Origin of the sequence: Litoreibacter sp., assembly GCF_039974535.1 — a bacterium.
In the GTDB taxonomy this organism is placed as follows: domain Bacteria; phylum Pseudomonadota; class Alphaproteobacteria; order Rhodobacterales; family Rhodobacteraceae; genus Litoreibacter.
Genome location: NZ_JBDWIU010000012.1, coordinates 101,347 through 118,389, shown reverse-complemented (window position 1 = coordinate 118,389; position 17,043 = coordinate 101,347). Strand labels below are relative to the sequence as shown.

The window sequence follows — 17,043 nt, the reverse complement described above, 5'->3', positions numbered from 1 at the left end:
CACTTTAACTTTGACATCATTGCTTCAAAAATACCTCGGGGTGTGGGGCAGAGCCCCACGACTTATCAAGGGGTAGAAAGGGGCAGCCCCCCGACCATTCACCTCACGTAAGACGTGGCGAAGTCAACTCGCTTTCAGCTCCAAACGACGCGCATGCAATACCGGTTCCGTGTAGCCAGAGGGCTGTACGCGCCCCTTGAACACCAAGTCGCAGCACGCTTGGAAAGCAATTCCGTCAAAATTTGGCGCCATTGGAGTATAGCTCGCATCCCCCTCATTTTGCGCATCCACAACAGCCGCCATTTTGCGCATAGCGCCCATGACCGCCTCTTGCGACACCACGCCGTGGTGCAGCCAGTTCGCCAAAGCTTGCGAGGAAATCCGGCAGGTTGCGCGGTCTTCCATCAGACCCACGTTGTTCATGTCAGGCACTTTGGAGCAGCCCACGCCCTGATCAATCCAGCGCACCACATAGCCAAGGATGCCTTGCGCATTATTCTCGACCTCACGCATGATCTGATCCTCGGACCACATCCGGTAAGTCGCCAGCGGGATGTCCAAAATAGTCTCAACATGCGCACGACGCCCGCCCGCCTTCAGCTTGGCTTGCACAGCGAACACATCAACCTTGTGGTAATGCAGCGCGTGCAGGGTCGCAGCTGTGGGGGACGGCACCCACGCACAGTTCGCGCCGGACTTCGGGTGCTCCAGCTTTTGCTCCAGCATGGCACCCATCAGGTCGGGCATGGCCCACATGCCCTTGCCGATCTGTGCGCGTCCTGACAGGCCACATTCCAAACCGATGTCCACATTACGGTTCTCGTAGCCGCCGATCCAAGCCTTGCGTTTGATGAAATCCTTGCGCGAGAACGGACCCGCCTCCATCGAGGTGTGTATCTCGTCGCCCGTGCGGTCCAAAAAGCCTGTGTTAATAAACGCCACACGGGATTTGGCGGCAAAGATGCACTGCTTAAGGTTCACCGTGGTGCGGCGCTCCTCGTCCATGATGCCCAGCTTAACTGTGTTGGCGGGAAGGCCCAGCACCTTCTCAACGTGGGTGAAAATCTCATCTGCAAAGGCCACCTCTTCCGGCCCATGCATCTTCGGCTTCACCACATAGACAGAGCCATTGTGAGAATTGCGCAGACCTTCGGACTTTTGCAAATCATGCATCGCGATCAACGTCGTGACTATCGCGTCCATCAGCCCCTCAAAGACCTCGCCGCCGTCACGGTCCAGCACCGCTGGGTTGGTCATCAGGTGGCCCACGTTGCGCACCAGCATCAGCGCGCGGCCTTTGACGACCAAGTCGCCCCCGTCGGGGGCTGTGAAGTTCAGGTCATCGGACAGCTTGCGGGTAATGGTTTTGCCGCCCTTCTCCATCACCTGCTGCAAATCACCGCGCATCAGGCCTAGCCAATTGGAATAGGCCTGAACCTTGTCTTCGGCATCTACGCAGGCCACGGAATCCTCGCAGTCCATGATCGCCGACACCGCGCTTTCCATGCGCACATCCGCCAGCCCTGCTTGGTCATGGCTGCCGATGATGTGTGTGCGGTCAAATACCAGCTCCACATGCAGCCCGTTGTTGCGCAACAGCACAGCACTTGGCGCTTTGGGATGCCCCCTATAGCCCACAAATTTCGACGGATCCGTTAGCGGCGCATCATCCACCAACAACGCTTCATCTCTGATATGATAGCGGCGTGCGTCAGCATGGCTGGTCCCGTTCAACGGGAAGGCTTCGTCCAAGAAAACCCGCGCGCGTGCCACGACCCGTGCGCCGCGACCCTTGTCGTAGCCAGCTTTCGGCGCGGCTGTGCCCATGGCATCCGTGCCGTAGAACCCATCATAGAGGCTGCCCCACCGCGCGTTGGCGGCGTTCAGCGCATAGCGGGCGTTGGTGATCGGTACCACCAGTTGGGGCCCCGCGACCGAAGCAATCTCGGGATCGACATTCGTTGTATTAATTTCGAAGTCATCACCTTCCGGCAGCAAATACCCGATCTCGGTCAGAAAAGCCTTATAGGCAGCATGGTCATGTACCTGATTTTGGCGCGCGGCGTGCCATGCATCTATCTGGCCTTGAATCGTTTCGCGCTTGTCCAGCAGGGCCTTATTTTTAGGACCCAAACCATGTGCTATGTCTGAGAACCCTTTCCAAAACGCATCAGCCGTCACACCTGTGCCCGGCAGGGCCTGACCCTCGACAAAATTGACCAGAAGGCTATCTACTTGCAATCCATGCTTCTCTACACGCGTGTTTGTACTACCGCTCATCTTGTTTTCCCTCTCATTGGGCCGCTTTTGGAATTGGGTCTTTCTTGCTATCTATGGAAAAAGTTTCCTATAGGCAACAAGCTTGGTAAGAAATAATTACCAATTGGGACATTCCCGCCTAGAAACCGCCCGGCTATGAGCTTGCACGTGGGCATGGCCTCTCCTACGGTTCGCCCTCGGAAACACCCAAGAAGGACCGCCCCATGAAGGACGCCGCAGCGACAATCGACCCACGCACAATCTACCTTAAGGACTACACGCCCCCGTCCTATTTGGTGGACAGCGTGGAGCTGACGTTCAAGCTGCATCCCACTGAGACCCGCGTGATCTCACGCATTGCCTTCCGGCCCAACCCTGATGCAGCCGACAAGACCTTCTACCTACACGGCGAGAAGCTGCAACTGATCTCCGCGACCATCGACGGCGTTGATGCGCAGGCGAAACTGACCGATCTGGGGCTAACCGCCCAAGCCCCCGACGCCCCCTTCGTCTTTGAGGCAGAGGTGGAAATCAGCCCCTCGACCAACACCGCACTGGAAGGGCTATACATGTCCAACGGCATGTATTGCACCCAATGCGAGGCCGAGGGCTTTCGCAAAATCACCTACTACCCCGACCGCCCCGACGTCATGTCCGTGTTCAGCGTCACGGTTGAAGGCAAGGAAAAGGTCAAGCTCTCCAACGGCAACGACCTTGGCGGTGGCAAGTGGCACGACCCCCACCCCAAACCAGCCTACCTGTTCGCGCTGGTCGCAGGTGATTTGGTCAACCTGCACGACACATTCACCACCAAGTCAGGGCGCGAGGTTGATCTGAACATCTATGTGCGTGATGGCGATCTGCACAAAACCCCCTTCGGCATGGACGCCTTAAAGCGCTCGATGAAATGGGACGAGGATGTCTATGGCCGCGAATACGATCTGGACCTGTTCAACATCGTCGCCGTGGATGACTTCAACATGGGCGCCATGGAGAACAAGGGGCTGAACATCTTCAACTCCTCCGCCGTTCTGGCCTCGCCTGACACGTCTACGGATGGGAACTTCCATCGGATCGAGACGATCATTGCGCATGAGTATTTCCACAATTGGACCGGCAACCGCATCACCTGCCGCGACTGGTTTCAACTGTGCTTGAAGGAAGGCCTGACGGTTTTCCGCGACCAGCAATTCTCGGGCGACACACGAGGCCACGCAGTGGAACGCATCGCGGATGTATTGCAACTGCGCGCGCGCCAATTCCGTGAGGACAACGGCCCGTTGGCGCACCCAGTCCGGCCCGATAGCTTCGTCGAGATCAACAACTTCTACACCGCCACCGTCTACGAGAAGGGCGCCGAAGTGATCGGCATGCTCAAAACGCTGATCGGGGACCAAGCCTACTACAAAGGCTGTGATTTGTATTTCACCCGTCATGACGGCCAAGCCTGCACCATTGAAGACTGGCTTAAATGCTTTGAGGAGGTCACAGGCCGCGACCTGACGCAGTTCTCTTTGTGGTATTCGCAAGCCGGCACGCCGCGCGTCTCCGTCAAAGAAGCTTGGAAAGATGGCACTTACACGCTGACCTTTACGCAAAGCACCCCTGCCACACCGGGCCAAGACACCAAAGACCCGCGCGTCATCCCAATCGCTGTGGGCTTGCTTGATGAGACGGGCAAAGAAGTCCAAGCCACCCGCATCTGCGAAGTCACCGACGAGGTTCACGCCTTCCGCTTCACCGGTTTGGACGTCAAGCCGATCCCGTCGATCAACCGTGGCTTCTCGGCCCCGATTATTCTGGAGCGCGACCAAAGCAACGAGGAACGCGCCTTCCTGCTGGCCCATGACACCGACCCGTTCAATAAATGGGAAGCCGGCCGTGCCCTAAGCCGCGATGTGTTGGTGCGCATGGTCGCTGAGGATGCCACCCCGGATCAGGCCTATTTGGATGCCTTGGTGGCGGTAGCGCGCGATGACACACTTGACCCGGGCTTTAAGGCTCTGGTGTTCTCCGGCCCCTCGCAAGACGACATCGCGCAAGCCTTGGTCGACGGCGGACTGACCCCCGATCCGACCAAAATCCACCTCGCCGCGCAGACGTTCAACCTGTCCATCGCGCAAGCCATGCAGGACCTGCTGCAGCGCATCTATGCCGAAATGCAGGTCACCGGCCCTTATAGCGCCAAGTCCGAGGACGCCGACAAACGCGCATGGGGCAATGCGGCCTTAGCCATGTTGTCGCGCCTTGATGGCGGAGCGCAAGCCGCCAAGCAATTCGACGATGCCGACAACATGACCCAGCAACTGGCGGCCCTAAGCTGCCTGCTGCGCGCAGAAGTGGGCGAGACGCAAAATCAGGCGTTCTACGATCAATGGAAAGACGACCGTTTGGTGATCGACAAATGGTTCGCCATGCAAGTGTCCCACGCCAAGCTGGATGCGGCTCCCAAGGCGGCACAGGCGCTGACGGCCCATGCCGATTTCGACATCACCAACCCCAACCGCTTCCGCGCGGTGTTCGGGGCTTTGGCTGGCAACACGGCGGGCTTCCATTCGCCTGACGGGTCGGGCTATGCCTTGCTGGCGGATTGGCTGATCAAGCTGGACGCGATCAACCCGCAAACCGCCGCCCGCATGTCCACAGCCTTCGAGACATGGAAGCGCTACGACGCGGATCGCCAAGGCATGATGCGCGATGCGCTGGAGCGGATCAAAGCCACGCCAGACCTAAGCGGCGACCTCACAGAAATGACAACCCGAATTCTAAACGCATAGGGGCCACAGTTCGGCCCAATTCCGCGCTATAAGAAACCGTTGAAACAAAACATAATGAGTTTGGTAAATGCCAGTAATTTTAGCGATCTTAGGTGCTCTTGGCGCAGCGATTTTTTACTATATCCGCTCACGCGGCCCAATTAGCTCGGGCCGTGACCTGATCGAGGCCGCAAGCGAAGTTCGCCTTGCCGCACGTCGTTTCGGCTTCAAGCGCAATGCCAACCGCCACCCAGCCGAAGACATTGAGGACCCTAAAGTCGCGATTGGCGGTATCGCGGTGGCCTTCTTGGAGATGGACACCCTTCCATCGCAAGAATCCCACATTGAGATGATCCGCGAAATGCAGAACGCTACGCATGTCAGCCTGAAAGATGCTGAGGAGCTGGTTGTCCTAGGACGTTGGTTGATGAGCGAATGCGGCGGTCCAGAACAGGCCGTGTCGCGCCTTGCCCGCAAGCTGTACAAACTTCGCGAAGCAGAGCAATTGGCCCCCTTGATGCAGATCCTCAATGCGATTGGCACCTCTAGCAATGATGGGCTGTCCGACCGCCAACGCGACGCGCTGGCCGACATCAAAACAGCGTTCAAACTATAAACTGAATTGAGAACCCAAAATGGCTCGTAAGACAAAGACAGTTCTGATCACAGGTGCCAGCTCTGGCATTGGCGCAGCGACGGCCGTTCTGGCCTCCAAAAGCGGCTATGACGTAGGTATTCACTACAACGGCGACTTGAAGGGCGCACAGCTTGTCGCACAGATGTGCGAACAAGAAGGCGCGATCACCCATATGTTCCAAGGTGACGTCTCGAACCCCGAGGACGTCGTGCGGATATTCGAGAGCTTTGACGCCGCCTTCCCGCAGATGGACGCATTGGTAAATAACGCAGGTATCGTGGACCAGCCACAGCGGCTGGAAGAGATGTCATATGACCGCCTGCGCCGGATGGTGGACGTCAACTTAATCGGCGCAATGCTCGTGGCCCAACAAGGCGTGCTGCGCATGTCGAAAGCTTTCGGCGGCGATGGCGGCGTGATCGTCAATACCAGCTCGGCTGCGGCAAGGCTGGGTTCAGCCAACCAATATGTGGATTACGCGGCAACCAAAGCCGGAATTGACATATTCACCAAAGGCTTGAGTGACGAAGTTGCAGCTGACGGCATCCGTGTCGCCGCCATTCGTCCCGGCTTGATCGAGACCGCAATTCACGCCAAAGGTGGCCTGCCTGATCGGTGCGACGATCTTGCAGACTCAGTCCCTATGAAGCGCCCGGGCGATGCCGAGGAATGCGCCCACGCGATTGTCTACCTCATGAGCAGCGGCGCTAGCTACATCACCGGCACCACGCTAGATGTCACCGGCGGGCGGTAAGCCTCTCCAGCACCACAAAGAAGCGATATGTGAATACTCAAACGCCCCCTGCCCGCAGCGCCAACTTCATTGGTGCCGTTCTTATGGTGGCCGCAATGGCTGCATTCGCGATTGAAGACGCAATGATTAAGGTCGCTGCGGCCCGTCTGCCACTCGGTCAGGTTATGCTGATATTCGGGTTGGGCGGCACCACAATCTTCACCGCCATCGCACTGTTTAACAAGGAGCGCCTGTATACTGCGGACGTCATATCCCCTGCCATGCGATTACGGGTCTTTTTTGAGATCGTGGGGCGATTGTTTTACGGATTGGCCCTAGCGTTGACGCCGCTATCGTCGGCCACCGTCATCATGCAGGCCACCCCTTTGGTTGTGGTTGCGGGGGCCGCGCTGATCTTTGGCGAGACGGTCGGCTGGCGCAGGTGGTGCGCTATTCTTACCGGATTAATTGGGGTTTTGATCATCGTTCAGCCCGGCGCTGATAGCTTCTCGGCTCTGTCGATATTGGCCGTGATCGGGATGCTTGGCTTCGCGGGGCGAGATCTTGCAAGCCGTGCAGCGCCCCCATCGATCAGCACCTCCATCCTAGGGCTCTACGGCTTCTTGGCGCTCGTCTTTATAGGGGGCGTGTACTCTCTATGGGACGCTCAGGCCTATATCTGGCCTGACCTCGCATCAAGCCTGTCGTTACTGGGCGCGATACTGGCTGGAACAACCGCCTATGCCTGCTTGATGCGGGCCATGCGGATGGGCGAGGTCTCAGCGGTCACGCCCTTCCGCTACACGCGCCTGCTGTTTGGCATTGGGCTGGGAGTGGTTTTCTTTGGCGAGACATTATCCCTCCCCATGGTCGTAGGGTCAGGCTTGATCGTGCTGTCCGGCTTGTTCATCATGTGGCGGGGGCAAAGGGCCACTCAACAATAACCAACCGAAAAGGTGCCGCCATGAACGACGCACAACCCAATGTGTTCCTTGCAATATGGGTGTCTTTTCGCGCCATGCCCATGTGGGTTCAGATATGGATGGTGGTCTGGCTTGTACCAGTCAACGCCGCCAGCATTTTCTTCATCTACGAGCCTTACGGAATACTGATCGCATTCCTTGCCATCATCGCGATGCTGCTGAATGTGCCGATCATGCTGATCGAGCGCCGCATGTCGAAAACCATGTCCCTGCCACATCTGCCATTTTGGACGCCACTGGTGTTGTTGATCTTGTGGATGTACCCTGATCTATCAACAACTTACGGCGCGTACCTGTGGGTGTTGGCGGCGACAAATATTGTGTCGCTCGCCTTTGATTTTGTCGATGCCTACAAATGGGCATCAGGGGACCGTGGCTAGCACTTTCCGGCCGATTAGCCGCTTGATGCGACGCTGGGCGATCCCGCTGGTCTAGCCGAAAACTGCGCCCAAAAGCGCCAGTAGCAGCAGCGCGGCGACTGCCCCGAGAGACAGCATGAAACCCAGTCCGCGCTTGGACGGGTTGCTTACATATGCCTGAGCATACAACCCGCGCCCCACAAGGTAGACGATGCCAATTGGGGCGATCAATAGGGCTGGCCAGTACTGCCCAGACAGCAACAACACTGGCAAGAACGGAACCAACACCTCAAGGGTGTTCATTTGTACACGGTAGGCGCGCTCAAACCCTTCATGACCCGTCATCGCGGGGGCCTTGAGGCCACTATCGCGGCGCTGAATACCAACCTTGTAGCCAAAGTACATAAACTGGGTGACGGCCAAAAGTGCGATTATTTCGATAAGTGGCATGCTCATATCCTATGCAATAATGAAACGCAGGCCCCTGATGACGCCTGCAAAATTAGGAAATATCTGTACAATTTCGGGCAAGATCACAAGCTGAAACGAACGGCACCTCAGTCTTGCGCAAAAACCGTGCGCACAGTCGCTGGGCGCTCCGCTGGCTTTATCTCGGCCAATCTTTGCTCCAAGGGCAATAGTGCTGCGATTTTTGCGGGGCGAGGCTGGGGTTTTGACGCACTTAACGGCTTGCAATACTTCTGTTTGCGCAGCCACCCAGCCATTTCCTTACGTTTGGACGATTTGGTCATTGGACCCCAATCCGCCGCAACGCCGCCGCGCTTGCCATTGGTCTTCCGCGCCACCGCGTTATCACGCTTAACCGTGACGGCCATGATGCGCACGGCACAACTGAGGTTGTCAGAGCCGTTCTTTAACGCCTCCCCCGTCCCGACACGGCATTTGTAACCGCGCGCAGTTCCGGGCAGTATTTGGGTAAGCCCGTACCACAGACCGCCCCCGCCAACTGCGCGGGGCTTCCATGTGCTTTCGTGCTTGGCCAAAGCGCTTAGGAAGCCGTTCCAGAACTCCGCACGCTTGTCCAAACCATTGGTCGAATATGCAGGGCACCAGTCGTCCATATCATTTGGAACCATCGTCAACAGCGGTAAGCCGTGGCCCTTTAGCGCCTCCAATGTGGTGCGGGTCCAAAGGCGCCCCTCGGGGCGAAAATCCCAACGCGCGGTTGGGATATGGTCATCGCGGGGTATTGGGCGGATGATCTCTGGCGTCGCGACACTCAACGACGCAGGTACAAGCGCAGGCTCAGCGCTTGCGTCTTGCTCCTGCGCAGCAGCAGGTGCGGCTGCCAAGAAGGCAGTAAATATGAGTGCGTGGCAGCGCATGACGGGCATAAAAAACAGAGATGAACGGTGCTGACAATGTTTATGTCCACATCAGCTCTCTATTGTTTCAATAGTCGCAACAAACCGCCAATAGGTTCAGCTTTACACGGCGAAATATAGCCAATCCGAGCCGTTCATAGGTCCGGCGTGTTGTTCATTCCCCAGTTGTAAAGCGCATCCATCACCGGCCCCAGCGCTTTGCCCTTTTCGGTTAAGCGGTATTCGGCACGTGGCGGATGCTGCGTGTATAGATGGCGGTCAATCACCCCAGAATCCTCTAAACGTTTCAAGCGATCGGACAACGTGTTTGGCGACAATTTCAGGTGTGACTGGAGGTCTGTGAACTTGCGCGCCCCCTCCAAGAAGAACTCTCGGATGATTAGAATAGACCATTGGTCTTTGACGATATTGGTCGCCCGTTGGATCGGGCAATTGGCGCGGTCAATCTGCTTCATGGCTTCGTGATACAATATGGAGTTGCTTTTGCATAGTCACTACATAATAAATAGTGACTATCGAAAATGATTCTAGGATTCACTTATGTTCGACTTCTTCCTTGAAGCCTATGTGCGCTTCTTCACCTCTTTCTTGCCGGCATTGGCCATCGGTGCCTTGGTTGTTTCAGCGACCACAGCAAAAGTTCCACCACCAAAAATCGGCAAAGCCGTCTTCATAACAGCTGGCTTTCTTGGCATTTGGCATGCTTTGGCCGCCTTCGCGACAGCGGAAGGGCTAGTTATGCCGCCGCCTACGATGATGGACCCGCCCTACGTCTTGATGCTCATGTTTGGTGGGGCATTTGGGGTGTGGGCCTTGGCCCGCTTAACCTCGCTCGGCAGAGCGATCACCGAACACACAGATCAATCGATACTAATGGCCTACCAACTGCCCCGCGTCATGGGTGGGGTGTTCCTGATCGGGTGGGCCAACGGCACGATTCCGTGGCAATTTGCCCTCCCCGCTGGAATTGGTGATATTTTGGCTGGCGTCGCGGCATGGAAAGCAATGCGGGCAACCCAAAGAGGCGACTCCATTGCGCGCCTTTTGGTATGGCGCGCGAACATCATCGGGCTGGTCGACTTTGCCGTTGCCATTGTGACAGGCCTCATCACCTCCGTGGGCTTTATGCACCTTCTGTCTCATGACGTGCCGAACATTATCAACGCATGGCCACTGGGCTTATTCCCCAGTTTCTTTGTGGGCACCTTCATGGCGGCACATGCATTGTCGATTGGCCAGCTACGCCGCGCCGACCGCAGGTCAACCCTCGCAGTATAAACAAAGCAGTCGGGCGGGGCTTTGCCACCTTGCCCGAGCTGCAATTTCTCACTAGAACGCACTCGACCTAGTGGAGATCCCCATGCTTGATTTGACCTATGAGACCCCGAAGCCCAAAGTTATTGCTGGTGCAAAGCAAGATTGGGAGCTGGTGATCGGACTTGAGGTGCACGCGCAAGTGTCCACCAACTCCAAGCTGTTCTCGGGTGCGTCGACCAAGTTCGGGGCCGAGCCAAACTCCAACGTGGCCTTTGTGGACGCGGGCATGCCCGGCATGTTGCCAGTGATCAACGAGGAATGCGTTGCCCAAGCGGTCCGCACGGGCCTTGGGTTGAAGGCCGAGATCAACCTCTACTCAGCTTTTGACCGCAAGAACTACTTCTACCCTGACCTGCCGCAAGGCTACCAAATCTCGCAGTTGTACCACCCAATCGTGGGCGAAGGTGAGGTACTGGTAGAGTTGGGCTCCGGCGTGGCGCGGACCGTTCGCATCGAGCGCATCCACCTTGAGCAAGACGCGGGCAAATCCATCCACGACATGGACCCGACCATGTCCTTCGTTGACCTGAACCGCACAGGCGTGGCGCTGATGGAGATCGTCTCCATGCCCGACATCCGTGGCCCTGAAGAGGCCGCCGCCTACGTCAGCAAACTGCGCCAAATCATGCGCTACTTGGGCACCTGCGACGGCAACATGCAAAACGGCAACCTGCGGGCCGATGTGAACGTGTCGATCTGCGCGCCGGGCCAATACGAGAAGTTCCAAGAAACCGGCGACTTTTCCCACTTGGGCACCCGCTGCGAGATCAAGAACATGAACTCCCTGCGCTTCATCCAACAAGCGATTGAGGTCGAGGCCCGCCGCCAGATCGCCATCGTTGAGGGTGGCGGCAAGGTGGATCAAGAAACTCGCCTTTACGATCCGGATAAGGGCGAAACGCGCTCCATGCGCTCCAAGGAAGAAGCCCACGACTACCGCTACTTCCCCGACCCCGACCTGTTGCCGCTAGAGATCGAGCAGCCTTGGGTGGACGACTTGGCCGCCAACCTGCCCGAACTGCCAGACGAGAAACGCCTGCGCTTTATGTCGGAGTTCGGCCTATCGGATTACGACAGCTCGGTGCTGACGGCAGACACTGCGGATGCGGCGTATTTTGAGGATGTTGCCAAAGGTCGCGACGGCAAGATGGCCGCCAACTGGGTGATCAACGAGCTGTTCGGCCGCCTGAAAAAGGACGACGACAAGGCCATCGGCGACAGCCCCGTCTCCCCCGCTCAGTTGGGCGGCATCATTGACCTGATCGCTTCGGATGCAATTTCCGGCAAGATCGCCAAGGAATTGTTCGAGATCGTCTACTCCGAAGGCGGCGACCCCGCAGAAATAGTCGAAGCACGCGGCATGAAGCAGGTCACCGACCTTGGCCCGATTGAGGCGGCCCTCGACGAGATCATCGCCGCAAACCCCGCGCAGGTGGAAAAAGCGCAAGCCAACCCCAAGCTGGCTGGCTGGTTCGTGGGTCAGGTGATGAAGGCCACGGGCGGCAAGGCCAACCCTAAGGCCGTGAACGAATTGGTGGCGAAAAAGCTGGGGGGGTAGCTGCTTGCAATTGCTTTCGAACTGAATAGTATTTTCAATAGTTCGAAAGCAATTTCTCCATGCCCCTCCCCGAAGACACTTACTCAACATCATTGCTGCTTGAGGCCTTCAAGAATTTCGAAAAAAGTTTTGAAGGCGAATTATCCCGAGCAAAAGAAGCTCTGGATACGCGTGCTGTTGTCCATCTAATTTCAAGCAATCTAACATCTGGCATTTCCGATAAGGTTAAATTCGACACATTTCGTATTGCAGTTCGAGCGTATCGCTCAAACTCACAAGAATCCGAACTCTGCTTCGAACTAAACGTGGCCATTGAGCTTGCGCAACTCAACGTTGATGTGGCTCAAAGTGAGGCGCAAGTTGCTTCTGCAAAGTTAGATTTAGCTCTTTGCCTCGAACGAAAGGGACATTGGACAGATGGCCCAGAAGGTACTTCTCTGCTGGCACAGTCTGTCGAACTATACCGAGACATTGCGAACCGCTTCGAGCAATCAGATGACCCAGAAGAGCTGAGCGATATCCGGTATTTACTGGCCAACGCGCTGCAGGCGCAGGGTCAAAGAACCCTCGGAACAGCAGGTGATAAGCTGCTAATCAAATCGATCGAAGCCCATAGAGATGCTCTATATGGATGGGCCCCTCAAGACACGCCGCTAGAGCGCGCTTCGGCCTTCAACAGCCTTGCTCGTGCCCTCGAAACTCGGGGAATAAATAGCGAAGGCGAAACTGGGCTAGACCTTCTAAGGCAAGCCGGAAATGCCTACCGGGCCGCACTAACGATATTCACAAAAGCTGACCACCCTTTGGATTGGGCGATGACAACCCAAGACTACAGCAATTTACTACAAGCCCTTGGAGAGCGTGCAAGTAGCACTGAAGGGCAAGCTCTCTTTCGGCAAGCAATCGCGAACTACCGAGAGACATTTGACGTCTACTCCCCACAGACGCACCCTATGGAATGGGCAATGGTCGCTCAAAACCTTGCTGTATCTTTAGAGAACTTGGGCAGCCGCATATTGGGTTCAGAAGGAACGGAGCTGATTGCGCAATCAGCGATAGCCTACCGAAATGCGTTAGAGGTTACCCCTAAATCCAGTCATCCTACCGAGTGGGCAATGACGACGCAAAACCTTGCAGTAACACTCTGCACTCAAGGTCAAAGAACAAAGGGGCGCAGGGGGGTCAAGTTATTGAGGCAATCTGTAGAGGCCTACAATGACGTGCTTACCGTTTTTACATTCGAAGAAGAGCCACTGTATTGGGCTTTCGCCAATTTAAACATTGGGAACACTCAATGCCAATTAGGTTTGCGTACGCGTCGAGCCAAAAGCACCCAATGGTTCCGGCACTCACTCGTTTCTTGCAACGAAGCCCTTAAGGTCCTGACAAGGGATGACTACCCCGTCCACTGGGGAATTGTAAAAAACAACATTGCCAATGCCTTATCTGCGCTGGGGACTCAAACAACCAAGGCAGAAGGGGTGGAACTATTAGAGCAGGCTATATCAACTTTCCAAGAAGCGCTTGAAGTTCGAACCAAGACCACCGACCCAGTCAATTGGGCGCTTACAATCGATAACATCTCCATTGCAGAGGTTGGCCTCGCTCAACACGTTAGAACAACAGCACCGGTCGAACATTTAGAATCTGCCCTAAAACACGTCGAATTAGCTTTGTCAGTCTTTAGCGCTGAAGACATGTCGTTCAACCACGATAAGTCCTCCCGAAGGCGTGACGATATTCTTGCACAGATCACCGCACATTCCTCAGCTTGAGTATGCCAACAGATACAACTAGATCGCGCGCGCCCTTAATCCGGATGAAGGATTTAAATCACCGTTTTGGGCGTCTGATCCCAATATTCCCAATCGATCGCCTGTAGGTCAGAGATATTGGCTTTGCCAAGGTAAAACGACCTATTCGCCATTGGCTTTAACCCAACACTCCCCAAACAAGGTTAAACTCCTTTAAGTAGAAACCTTGCCCCTGCCCTCATGTTCTGTATGCCTATGCGCAACGTGAATTAACGGAGGCTCACAATGGCCGATCTCATTACCGCCGAAAATATCGGCAACCTGCTCATGCTTTGCTTTTTGCAAGCGGTGCTAGGCTTCGACAACCTACTCTACATCTCTATCGAGAGCCAACGCGCGCCAGTGGCGCAACAAAAGGCCGTGCGCTTTTGGGGCATCATCATCGCCGTCGCCCTGCGGGTAATCTTGCTGTTCCTTATGGTAGAGCTTCTCGCCTCACTCACCGAGCCGTTCTACATCTTCACCTGGGAAGGCATTCTGACAGGCGGCGTGAACTTCGCGACCTGCGTCTTCATCTTTGGCGGCATATTCATCATGTACACGGCGGTCAAAGAGATCAGCCACATGCTGTCCGTGGAGCACCTCAACCACGATGTAGAGGGCAAATCCGGCAAATCGGCGGCCAAGGTTGTGGCCCTGATCGTCTTTATGAACCTGATCTTCAGCTTCGATTCCGTTCTGTCGGCGATTGCGATCACCGATGTGTTCCCAGTTCTGGCCGCCGCAATCCTGATCTCGGGCCTTGCGATGCTGGTTTTGGCCGACGGCGTGACTGAATTTTTGCAAAAGAACCGCATGTACGAGGTTCTTGGCCTGTTCATCTTGCTCATCGTGGGCGTGGTTTTGCTGGGTGAAGCTGGCGTTGCGGCGTCTCATGCGACCCACAATGAGGAGCTGGCTTTGAAGGTGTTCAACTACCCGGTCATTCCAATGTCCAAGTCGACCTTCTACTTCTCGGTGGTGGTCTTGTTTGCGGTTGAGTTCATTCAGTCTGGCTACGCCAAAAAGCTCGCAGCGGAACGCAACAGCAACCAAACCGGCACCCACTGACATCTGGTAAGTTGCACGGCGAATGCCTATGTTTGCCGTGCAACTTAATTAACTTTTTCCATCGGAGATGCTATGTCCGCCAACGTTATCCAAAAAATCGCATATGTGCTGCTTCTAGCCCTTGTTGCGATGGCATCGGCAGGCGCACTCTGATGGCGCAAAAATTTGGCGGCAAATTCAGCCCAGACGGCACACAAACGACATCTCAGGCGTCGACGCCCCCCTCCATCGCGAAACCCGCCAAGGGGCGTAGCCGTGCAAATCTTCTGTTTTTGGCAGCCCTTCCCATCGTGTTCACCTCGATCGGCGAAAGTGCAGCGCAGATGATTGTGGCCATTGGCGCCTTTGCGTTGATGGCGCTTGGCGCATGGCTAACCCGCGACGGCATTGATGCGCAAAGCGCCTATGAGGCCCGCACAATTGCCCGCCGCCCTGCCATTCCGCGCAAGCTGTTTGGCGCAGTGGCCTTGGGCTTGGGTGTTGGCGTCGCGACATTCGACACCTCGCTCATGGACGGCATCCTTTACGGCATCATCACCGTGGTGCTGCACCTGACTGCCTTTGGCTTGGACCCAATGCGTGACAAGTCTGTGGACGGCGTCGACACCTTCCAAACCGACCGCGTTGCCCGCGCTGTGGACGAGGCAGAACGCCATTTGCAAGCCATGTCTGACGCCATTGAAACCGCAGGCGACCGCACAATGACCGCCCGTGTGGAGCGTTTCCAAGCCACCGCGCGCAGCTTCTTTCGCACAGTCGAGAATGATCCGCGTGACCTGACCACCGCGCGGCGCTATCTGGGCGTCTACCTGCTGGGGGCCAAGGACGCGACGATCAAGTTTTCCAAACTCTACGCCCAAGGCCGCGATCCATCCGTGAAGGCAGATTACGCCTCGCTTCTTGACGATCTTGAGGCAAATTTCACCGCGAAAAATCAGGCGCTTCTGTCAGATAATCGCACCGATCTTGATATTGAAATTGATGTGCTGCGCGACCGTTTGCAGCGCGAAGGCATCCGCCTGAACGAAGGGGAATAACTTTATGTCCGACACTGTCCGCCAAAAGGCACAACAATCCACCCAAGCCCTAGAAGAGCTTGCAGCAGTGGTTCTCAAAGAACCCTCCACCGACTTGGTCCCCTTGGCCCAAGCAGATGCACCAGTTGCGGCCGACATTCGCCGCCGCATGGACGAAATCGACATGAGTGACACCAACTCGATTGTGTCCTTCGGCTCCAACGCTCAGGCTGGCTTGCAAGAGATCAGCCAATCCATGTTGGCGGACGTAAGGAACAAGGACGTGGGCCCTGCAGGTGGCAGCCTGCGCGACATCGTCACCACGATCCGTGGCTTCTCCATCTCCGAGATGGACATGCGCCGCGAACGCTCTTGGTGGGAAAAAATTCTGGGCCGCGCCGCCCCTGCCGCCAAGTTCATGGCTCGCTACGAAACCGTCCAAGGTCAGATCGACATGATCACCGACAACCTGCTGACCCATGAGCACACGTTGCTTAAGGACATCAAGTCCTTGGATGTGCTCTATGACCACACACTGAATTTCTACGACGAGCTGGCGCTCTACATCACTGCGGGTGAAGAAAAGGTCTCCGAACTCGACACGAAAGACATCCCCGCCAAGGAAGCCGCTGTAAAGGCCGCTGATGAAAACGCCCAAGTCATGGTCGCCCAAGAGCTGCGCGACCTGCGGGCCGCACGGGACGATCTGGAACGCCGCGTTCACGACCTGAAGCTGACCCGTCAGGTGACCATGCAGTCCTTGCCCTCCATTCGTTTGGTGCAGGAAAATGACAAATCCTTGGTCACCAAGATCAACTCAACGCTGGTGAACACCGTGCCACTTTGGGAAACCCAACTGGCGCAGGCCCTGACGATCCAACGCTCCTCCGAGGCGGCGGCTGCCGTGCGTGATGCGAACGATCTGACCAACGAATTGCTGACCGCCAACGCCGCCAACCTGCGCACAGCCAACAAGGCCGTACGCGAAGAAATGGAGCGCGGTGTCTTCGACATCGAAGCCGTCAAGCAGGCCAACGCCGACCTTATCGGCACCATCGAGGAAAGCTTGGCCATTGCCGACGAGGGCAAGCGCAAGCGGGCCGAGGCGGAAACCGAGCTGCAAAACATGGAAGGCGAGCTGCGCGACACGCTGGCCTCTGCCACCGCACGCGGCACTGCATCCGGCCACAACGTCGGCTCTGCCGCCGGTTAATT

The 17,043-nt window shown here is 56.4% G+C and carries 15 protein-coding genes; 11 read left to right on the top strand and 4 right to left on the bottom strand.

All coding sequences use genetic code 11. From position 1 onward, the window contains the following. Window positions 1-123: 123 nt before the first annotated feature. Window positions 124-2,280 carry a malate synthase G gene (locus ABJN86_RS13500; protein ID WP_348363577.1) on the bottom strand — a complete coding sequence of 719 codons (2,157 nt, stop codon included), beginning with the start codon at window positions 2,278-2,280 and terminating at the stop codon, window positions 124-126. Window positions 2,281-2,483: 203 nt separating this feature from the next. On the opposite strand from ABJN86_RS13500, the gene pepN reads away from it, so the two are divergent. The 5 genes from pepN to ABJN86_RS13475 all read left to right on the top strand — a co-directional run bounded on the left by pepN (window position 2,484) and on the right by ABJN86_RS13475 (window position 7,748). Continuing rightward, complete coding sequence (pepN, locus tag ABJN86_RS13495) at window positions 2,484-5,036, top strand: aminopeptidase N (protein WP_348363579.1); 2,553 nt, start codon at window positions 2,484-2,486, stop codon at window positions 5,034-5,036. A 67-nt stretch (window positions 5,037-5,103) separates the two neighbouring features. Then, window positions 5,104-5,631, top strand: coding sequence for a hypothetical protein (locus ABJN86_RS13490; protein ID WP_348363581.1), 528 nt, complete (start codon window positions 5,104-5,106; stop codon window positions 5,629-5,631). 19 nt (window positions 5,632-5,650) lie between these two features. Beyond that, window positions 5,651-6,406 (top strand): SDR family oxidoreductase, encoded by a 756-nt coding sequence (locus tag ABJN86_RS13485; protein ID WP_348363582.1) that lies wholly within the window; start codon window positions 5,651-5,653, stop codon window positions 6,404-6,406. 29 nt (window positions 6,407-6,435) lie between these two features. Then, the gene (locus ABJN86_RS13480; RefSeq protein ID WP_348363584.1) at window positions 6,436-7,329 is read left to right on the top strand and encodes a DMT family transporter; all 894 of its coding nucleotides are present in this window, start codon (window positions 6,436-6,438) and stop codon (window positions 7,327-7,329) included. Between the two features lie 20 nt (window positions 7,330-7,349). Further along, window positions 7,350-7,748 carry a hypothetical protein gene (locus ABJN86_RS13475; protein WP_348363586.1) on the top strand — a complete coding sequence of 133 codons (399 nt, stop codon included), beginning with the start codon at window positions 7,350-7,352 and terminating at the stop codon, window positions 7,746-7,748. A 51-nt stretch (window positions 7,749-7,799) separates the two neighbouring features. Here ABJN86_RS13475 and ABJN86_RS13470 read toward each other — a convergent pair whose 3' ends face one another. The 3 genes from ABJN86_RS13470 to ABJN86_RS13460 all read right to left on the bottom strand — a co-directional run bounded on the left by ABJN86_RS13470 (window position 7,800) and on the right by ABJN86_RS13460 (window position 9,528). Then, window positions 7,800-8,177, bottom strand: coding sequence for an MAPEG family protein (locus ABJN86_RS13470; RefSeq protein ID WP_348363588.1), 378 nt, complete (start codon window positions 8,175-8,177; stop codon window positions 7,800-7,802). A 107-nt stretch (window positions 8,178-8,284) separates the two neighbouring features. After that, window positions 8,285-9,073 (bottom strand): transglycosylase SLT domain-containing protein, encoded by a 789-nt coding sequence (locus tag ABJN86_RS13465; RefSeq protein WP_348363589.1) that lies wholly within the window; start codon window positions 9,071-9,073, stop codon window positions 8,285-8,287. 134 nt (window positions 9,074-9,207) lie between these two features. Then, entirely contained in the window at window positions 9,208-9,528 is a 321-nt protein-coding gene (locus ABJN86_RS13460) for a helix-turn-helix domain-containing protein (RefSeq protein ID WP_348363590.1), read from the bottom strand. 85 nt (window positions 9,529-9,613) lie between these two features. Here ABJN86_RS13460 and ABJN86_RS13455 point away from each other — a divergent pair, with 85 nt between their 5' ends. The 6 genes from ABJN86_RS13455 (at window position 9,614) to ABJN86_RS13430 (ending at window position 17,041) form a co-directional block, all read left to right on the top strand. After that, the gene (locus ABJN86_RS13455) at window positions 9,614-10,351 is read left to right on the top strand and encodes a hypothetical protein (protein WP_348363592.1); all 738 of its coding nucleotides are present in this window, start codon (window positions 9,614-9,616) and stop codon (window positions 10,349-10,351) included. An 82-nt stretch (window positions 10,352-10,433) separates the two neighbouring features. Next, a complete protein-coding gene (gene gatB, locus ABJN86_RS13450; RefSeq protein WP_348363594.1) occupies window positions 10,434-11,948 on the top strand; it encodes an Asp-tRNA(Asn)/Glu-tRNA(Gln) amidotransferase subunit GatB in 1,515 nt (504 codons plus the stop codon). A 59-nt stretch (window positions 11,949-12,007) separates the two neighbouring features. Further along, a complete protein-coding gene (locus tag ABJN86_RS13445; RefSeq protein WP_348363596.1) occupies window positions 12,008-13,723 on the top strand; it encodes a hypothetical protein in 1,716 nt (571 codons plus the stop codon). A 264-nt stretch (window positions 13,724-13,987) separates the two neighbouring features. After that, window positions 13,988-14,812 carry a TerC family protein gene (locus ABJN86_RS13440; protein WP_348363597.1) on the top strand — a complete coding sequence of 275 codons (825 nt, stop codon included), beginning with the start codon at window positions 13,988-13,990 and terminating at the stop codon, window positions 14,810-14,812. 152 nt (window positions 14,813-14,964) lie between these two features. Then, a complete protein-coding gene (locus ABJN86_RS13435; protein WP_348363599.1) occupies window positions 14,965-15,849 on the top strand; it encodes a 5-bromo-4-chloroindolyl phosphate hydrolysis family protein in 885 nt (294 codons plus the stop codon). A gap of 4 nt (window positions 15,850-15,853) precedes the next feature. Next, window positions 15,854-17,041 carry a toxic anion resistance protein gene (locus tag ABJN86_RS13430; RefSeq protein ID WP_348363601.1) on the top strand — a complete coding sequence of 396 codons (1,188 nt, stop codon included), beginning with the start codon at window positions 15,854-15,856 and terminating at the stop codon, window positions 17,039-17,041. Window positions 17,042-17,043: the final 2 nt, after the last annotated feature.

Coding starts and splice junctions, on each gene's coding strand:
- ABJN86_RS13435 (WP_348363599.1), top strand. CDS start 14,965: ATGGCGCAAAAATTTGGCGGCAAATTCAGCCCAGACGGCACACAAACG.
- ABJN86_RS13465 (WP_348363589.1), bottom strand. CDS start 9,073: ATGCGCTGCCACGCACTCATATTTACTGCCTTCTTGGCAGCCGCACCT.
- ABJN86_RS13490 (WP_348363581.1), top strand. CDS start 5,104: ATGCCAGTAATTTTAGCGATCTTAGGTGCTCTTGGCGCAGCGATTTTT.
- ABJN86_RS13445 (WP_348363596.1), top strand. CDS start 12,008: ATGCCCCTCCCCGAAGACACTTACTCAACATCATTGCTGCTTGAGGCC.
- ABJN86_RS13485 (WP_348363582.1), top strand. CDS start 5,651: ATGGCTCGTAAGACAAAGACAGTTCTGATCACAGGTGCCAGCTCTGGC.
- gatB (WP_348363594.1), top strand. CDS start 10,434: ATGCTTGATTTGACCTATGAGACCCCGAAGCCCAAAGTTATTGCTGGT.
- ABJN86_RS13455 (WP_348363592.1), top strand. CDS start 9,614: ATGTTCGACTTCTTCCTTGAAGCCTATGTGCGCTTCTTCACCTCTTTC.
- ABJN86_RS13475 (WP_348363586.1), top strand. CDS start 7,350: ATGAACGACGCACAACCCAATGTGTTCCTTGCAATATGGGTGTCTTTT.
- ABJN86_RS13460 (WP_348363590.1), bottom strand. CDS start 9,528: ATGAAGCAGATTGACCGCGCCAATTGCCCGATCCAACGGGCGACCAAT.
- pepN (WP_348363579.1), top strand. CDS start 2,484: ATGAAGGACGCCGCAGCGACAATCGACCCACGCACAATCTACCTTAAG.
- ABJN86_RS13470 (WP_348363588.1), bottom strand. CDS start 8,177: ATGCCACTTATCGAAATAATCGCACTTTTGGCCGTCACCCAGTTTATG.
- ABJN86_RS13430 (WP_348363601.1), top strand. CDS start 15,854: ATGTCCGACACTGTCCGCCAAAAGGCACAACAATCCACCCAAGCCCTA.
- ABJN86_RS13440 (WP_348363597.1), top strand. CDS start 13,988: ATGGCCGATCTCATTACCGCCGAAAATATCGGCAACCTGCTCATGCTT.
- ABJN86_RS13500 (WP_348363577.1), bottom strand. CDS start 2,280: ATGAGCGGTAGTACAAACACGCGTGTAGAGAAGCATGGATTGCAAGTA.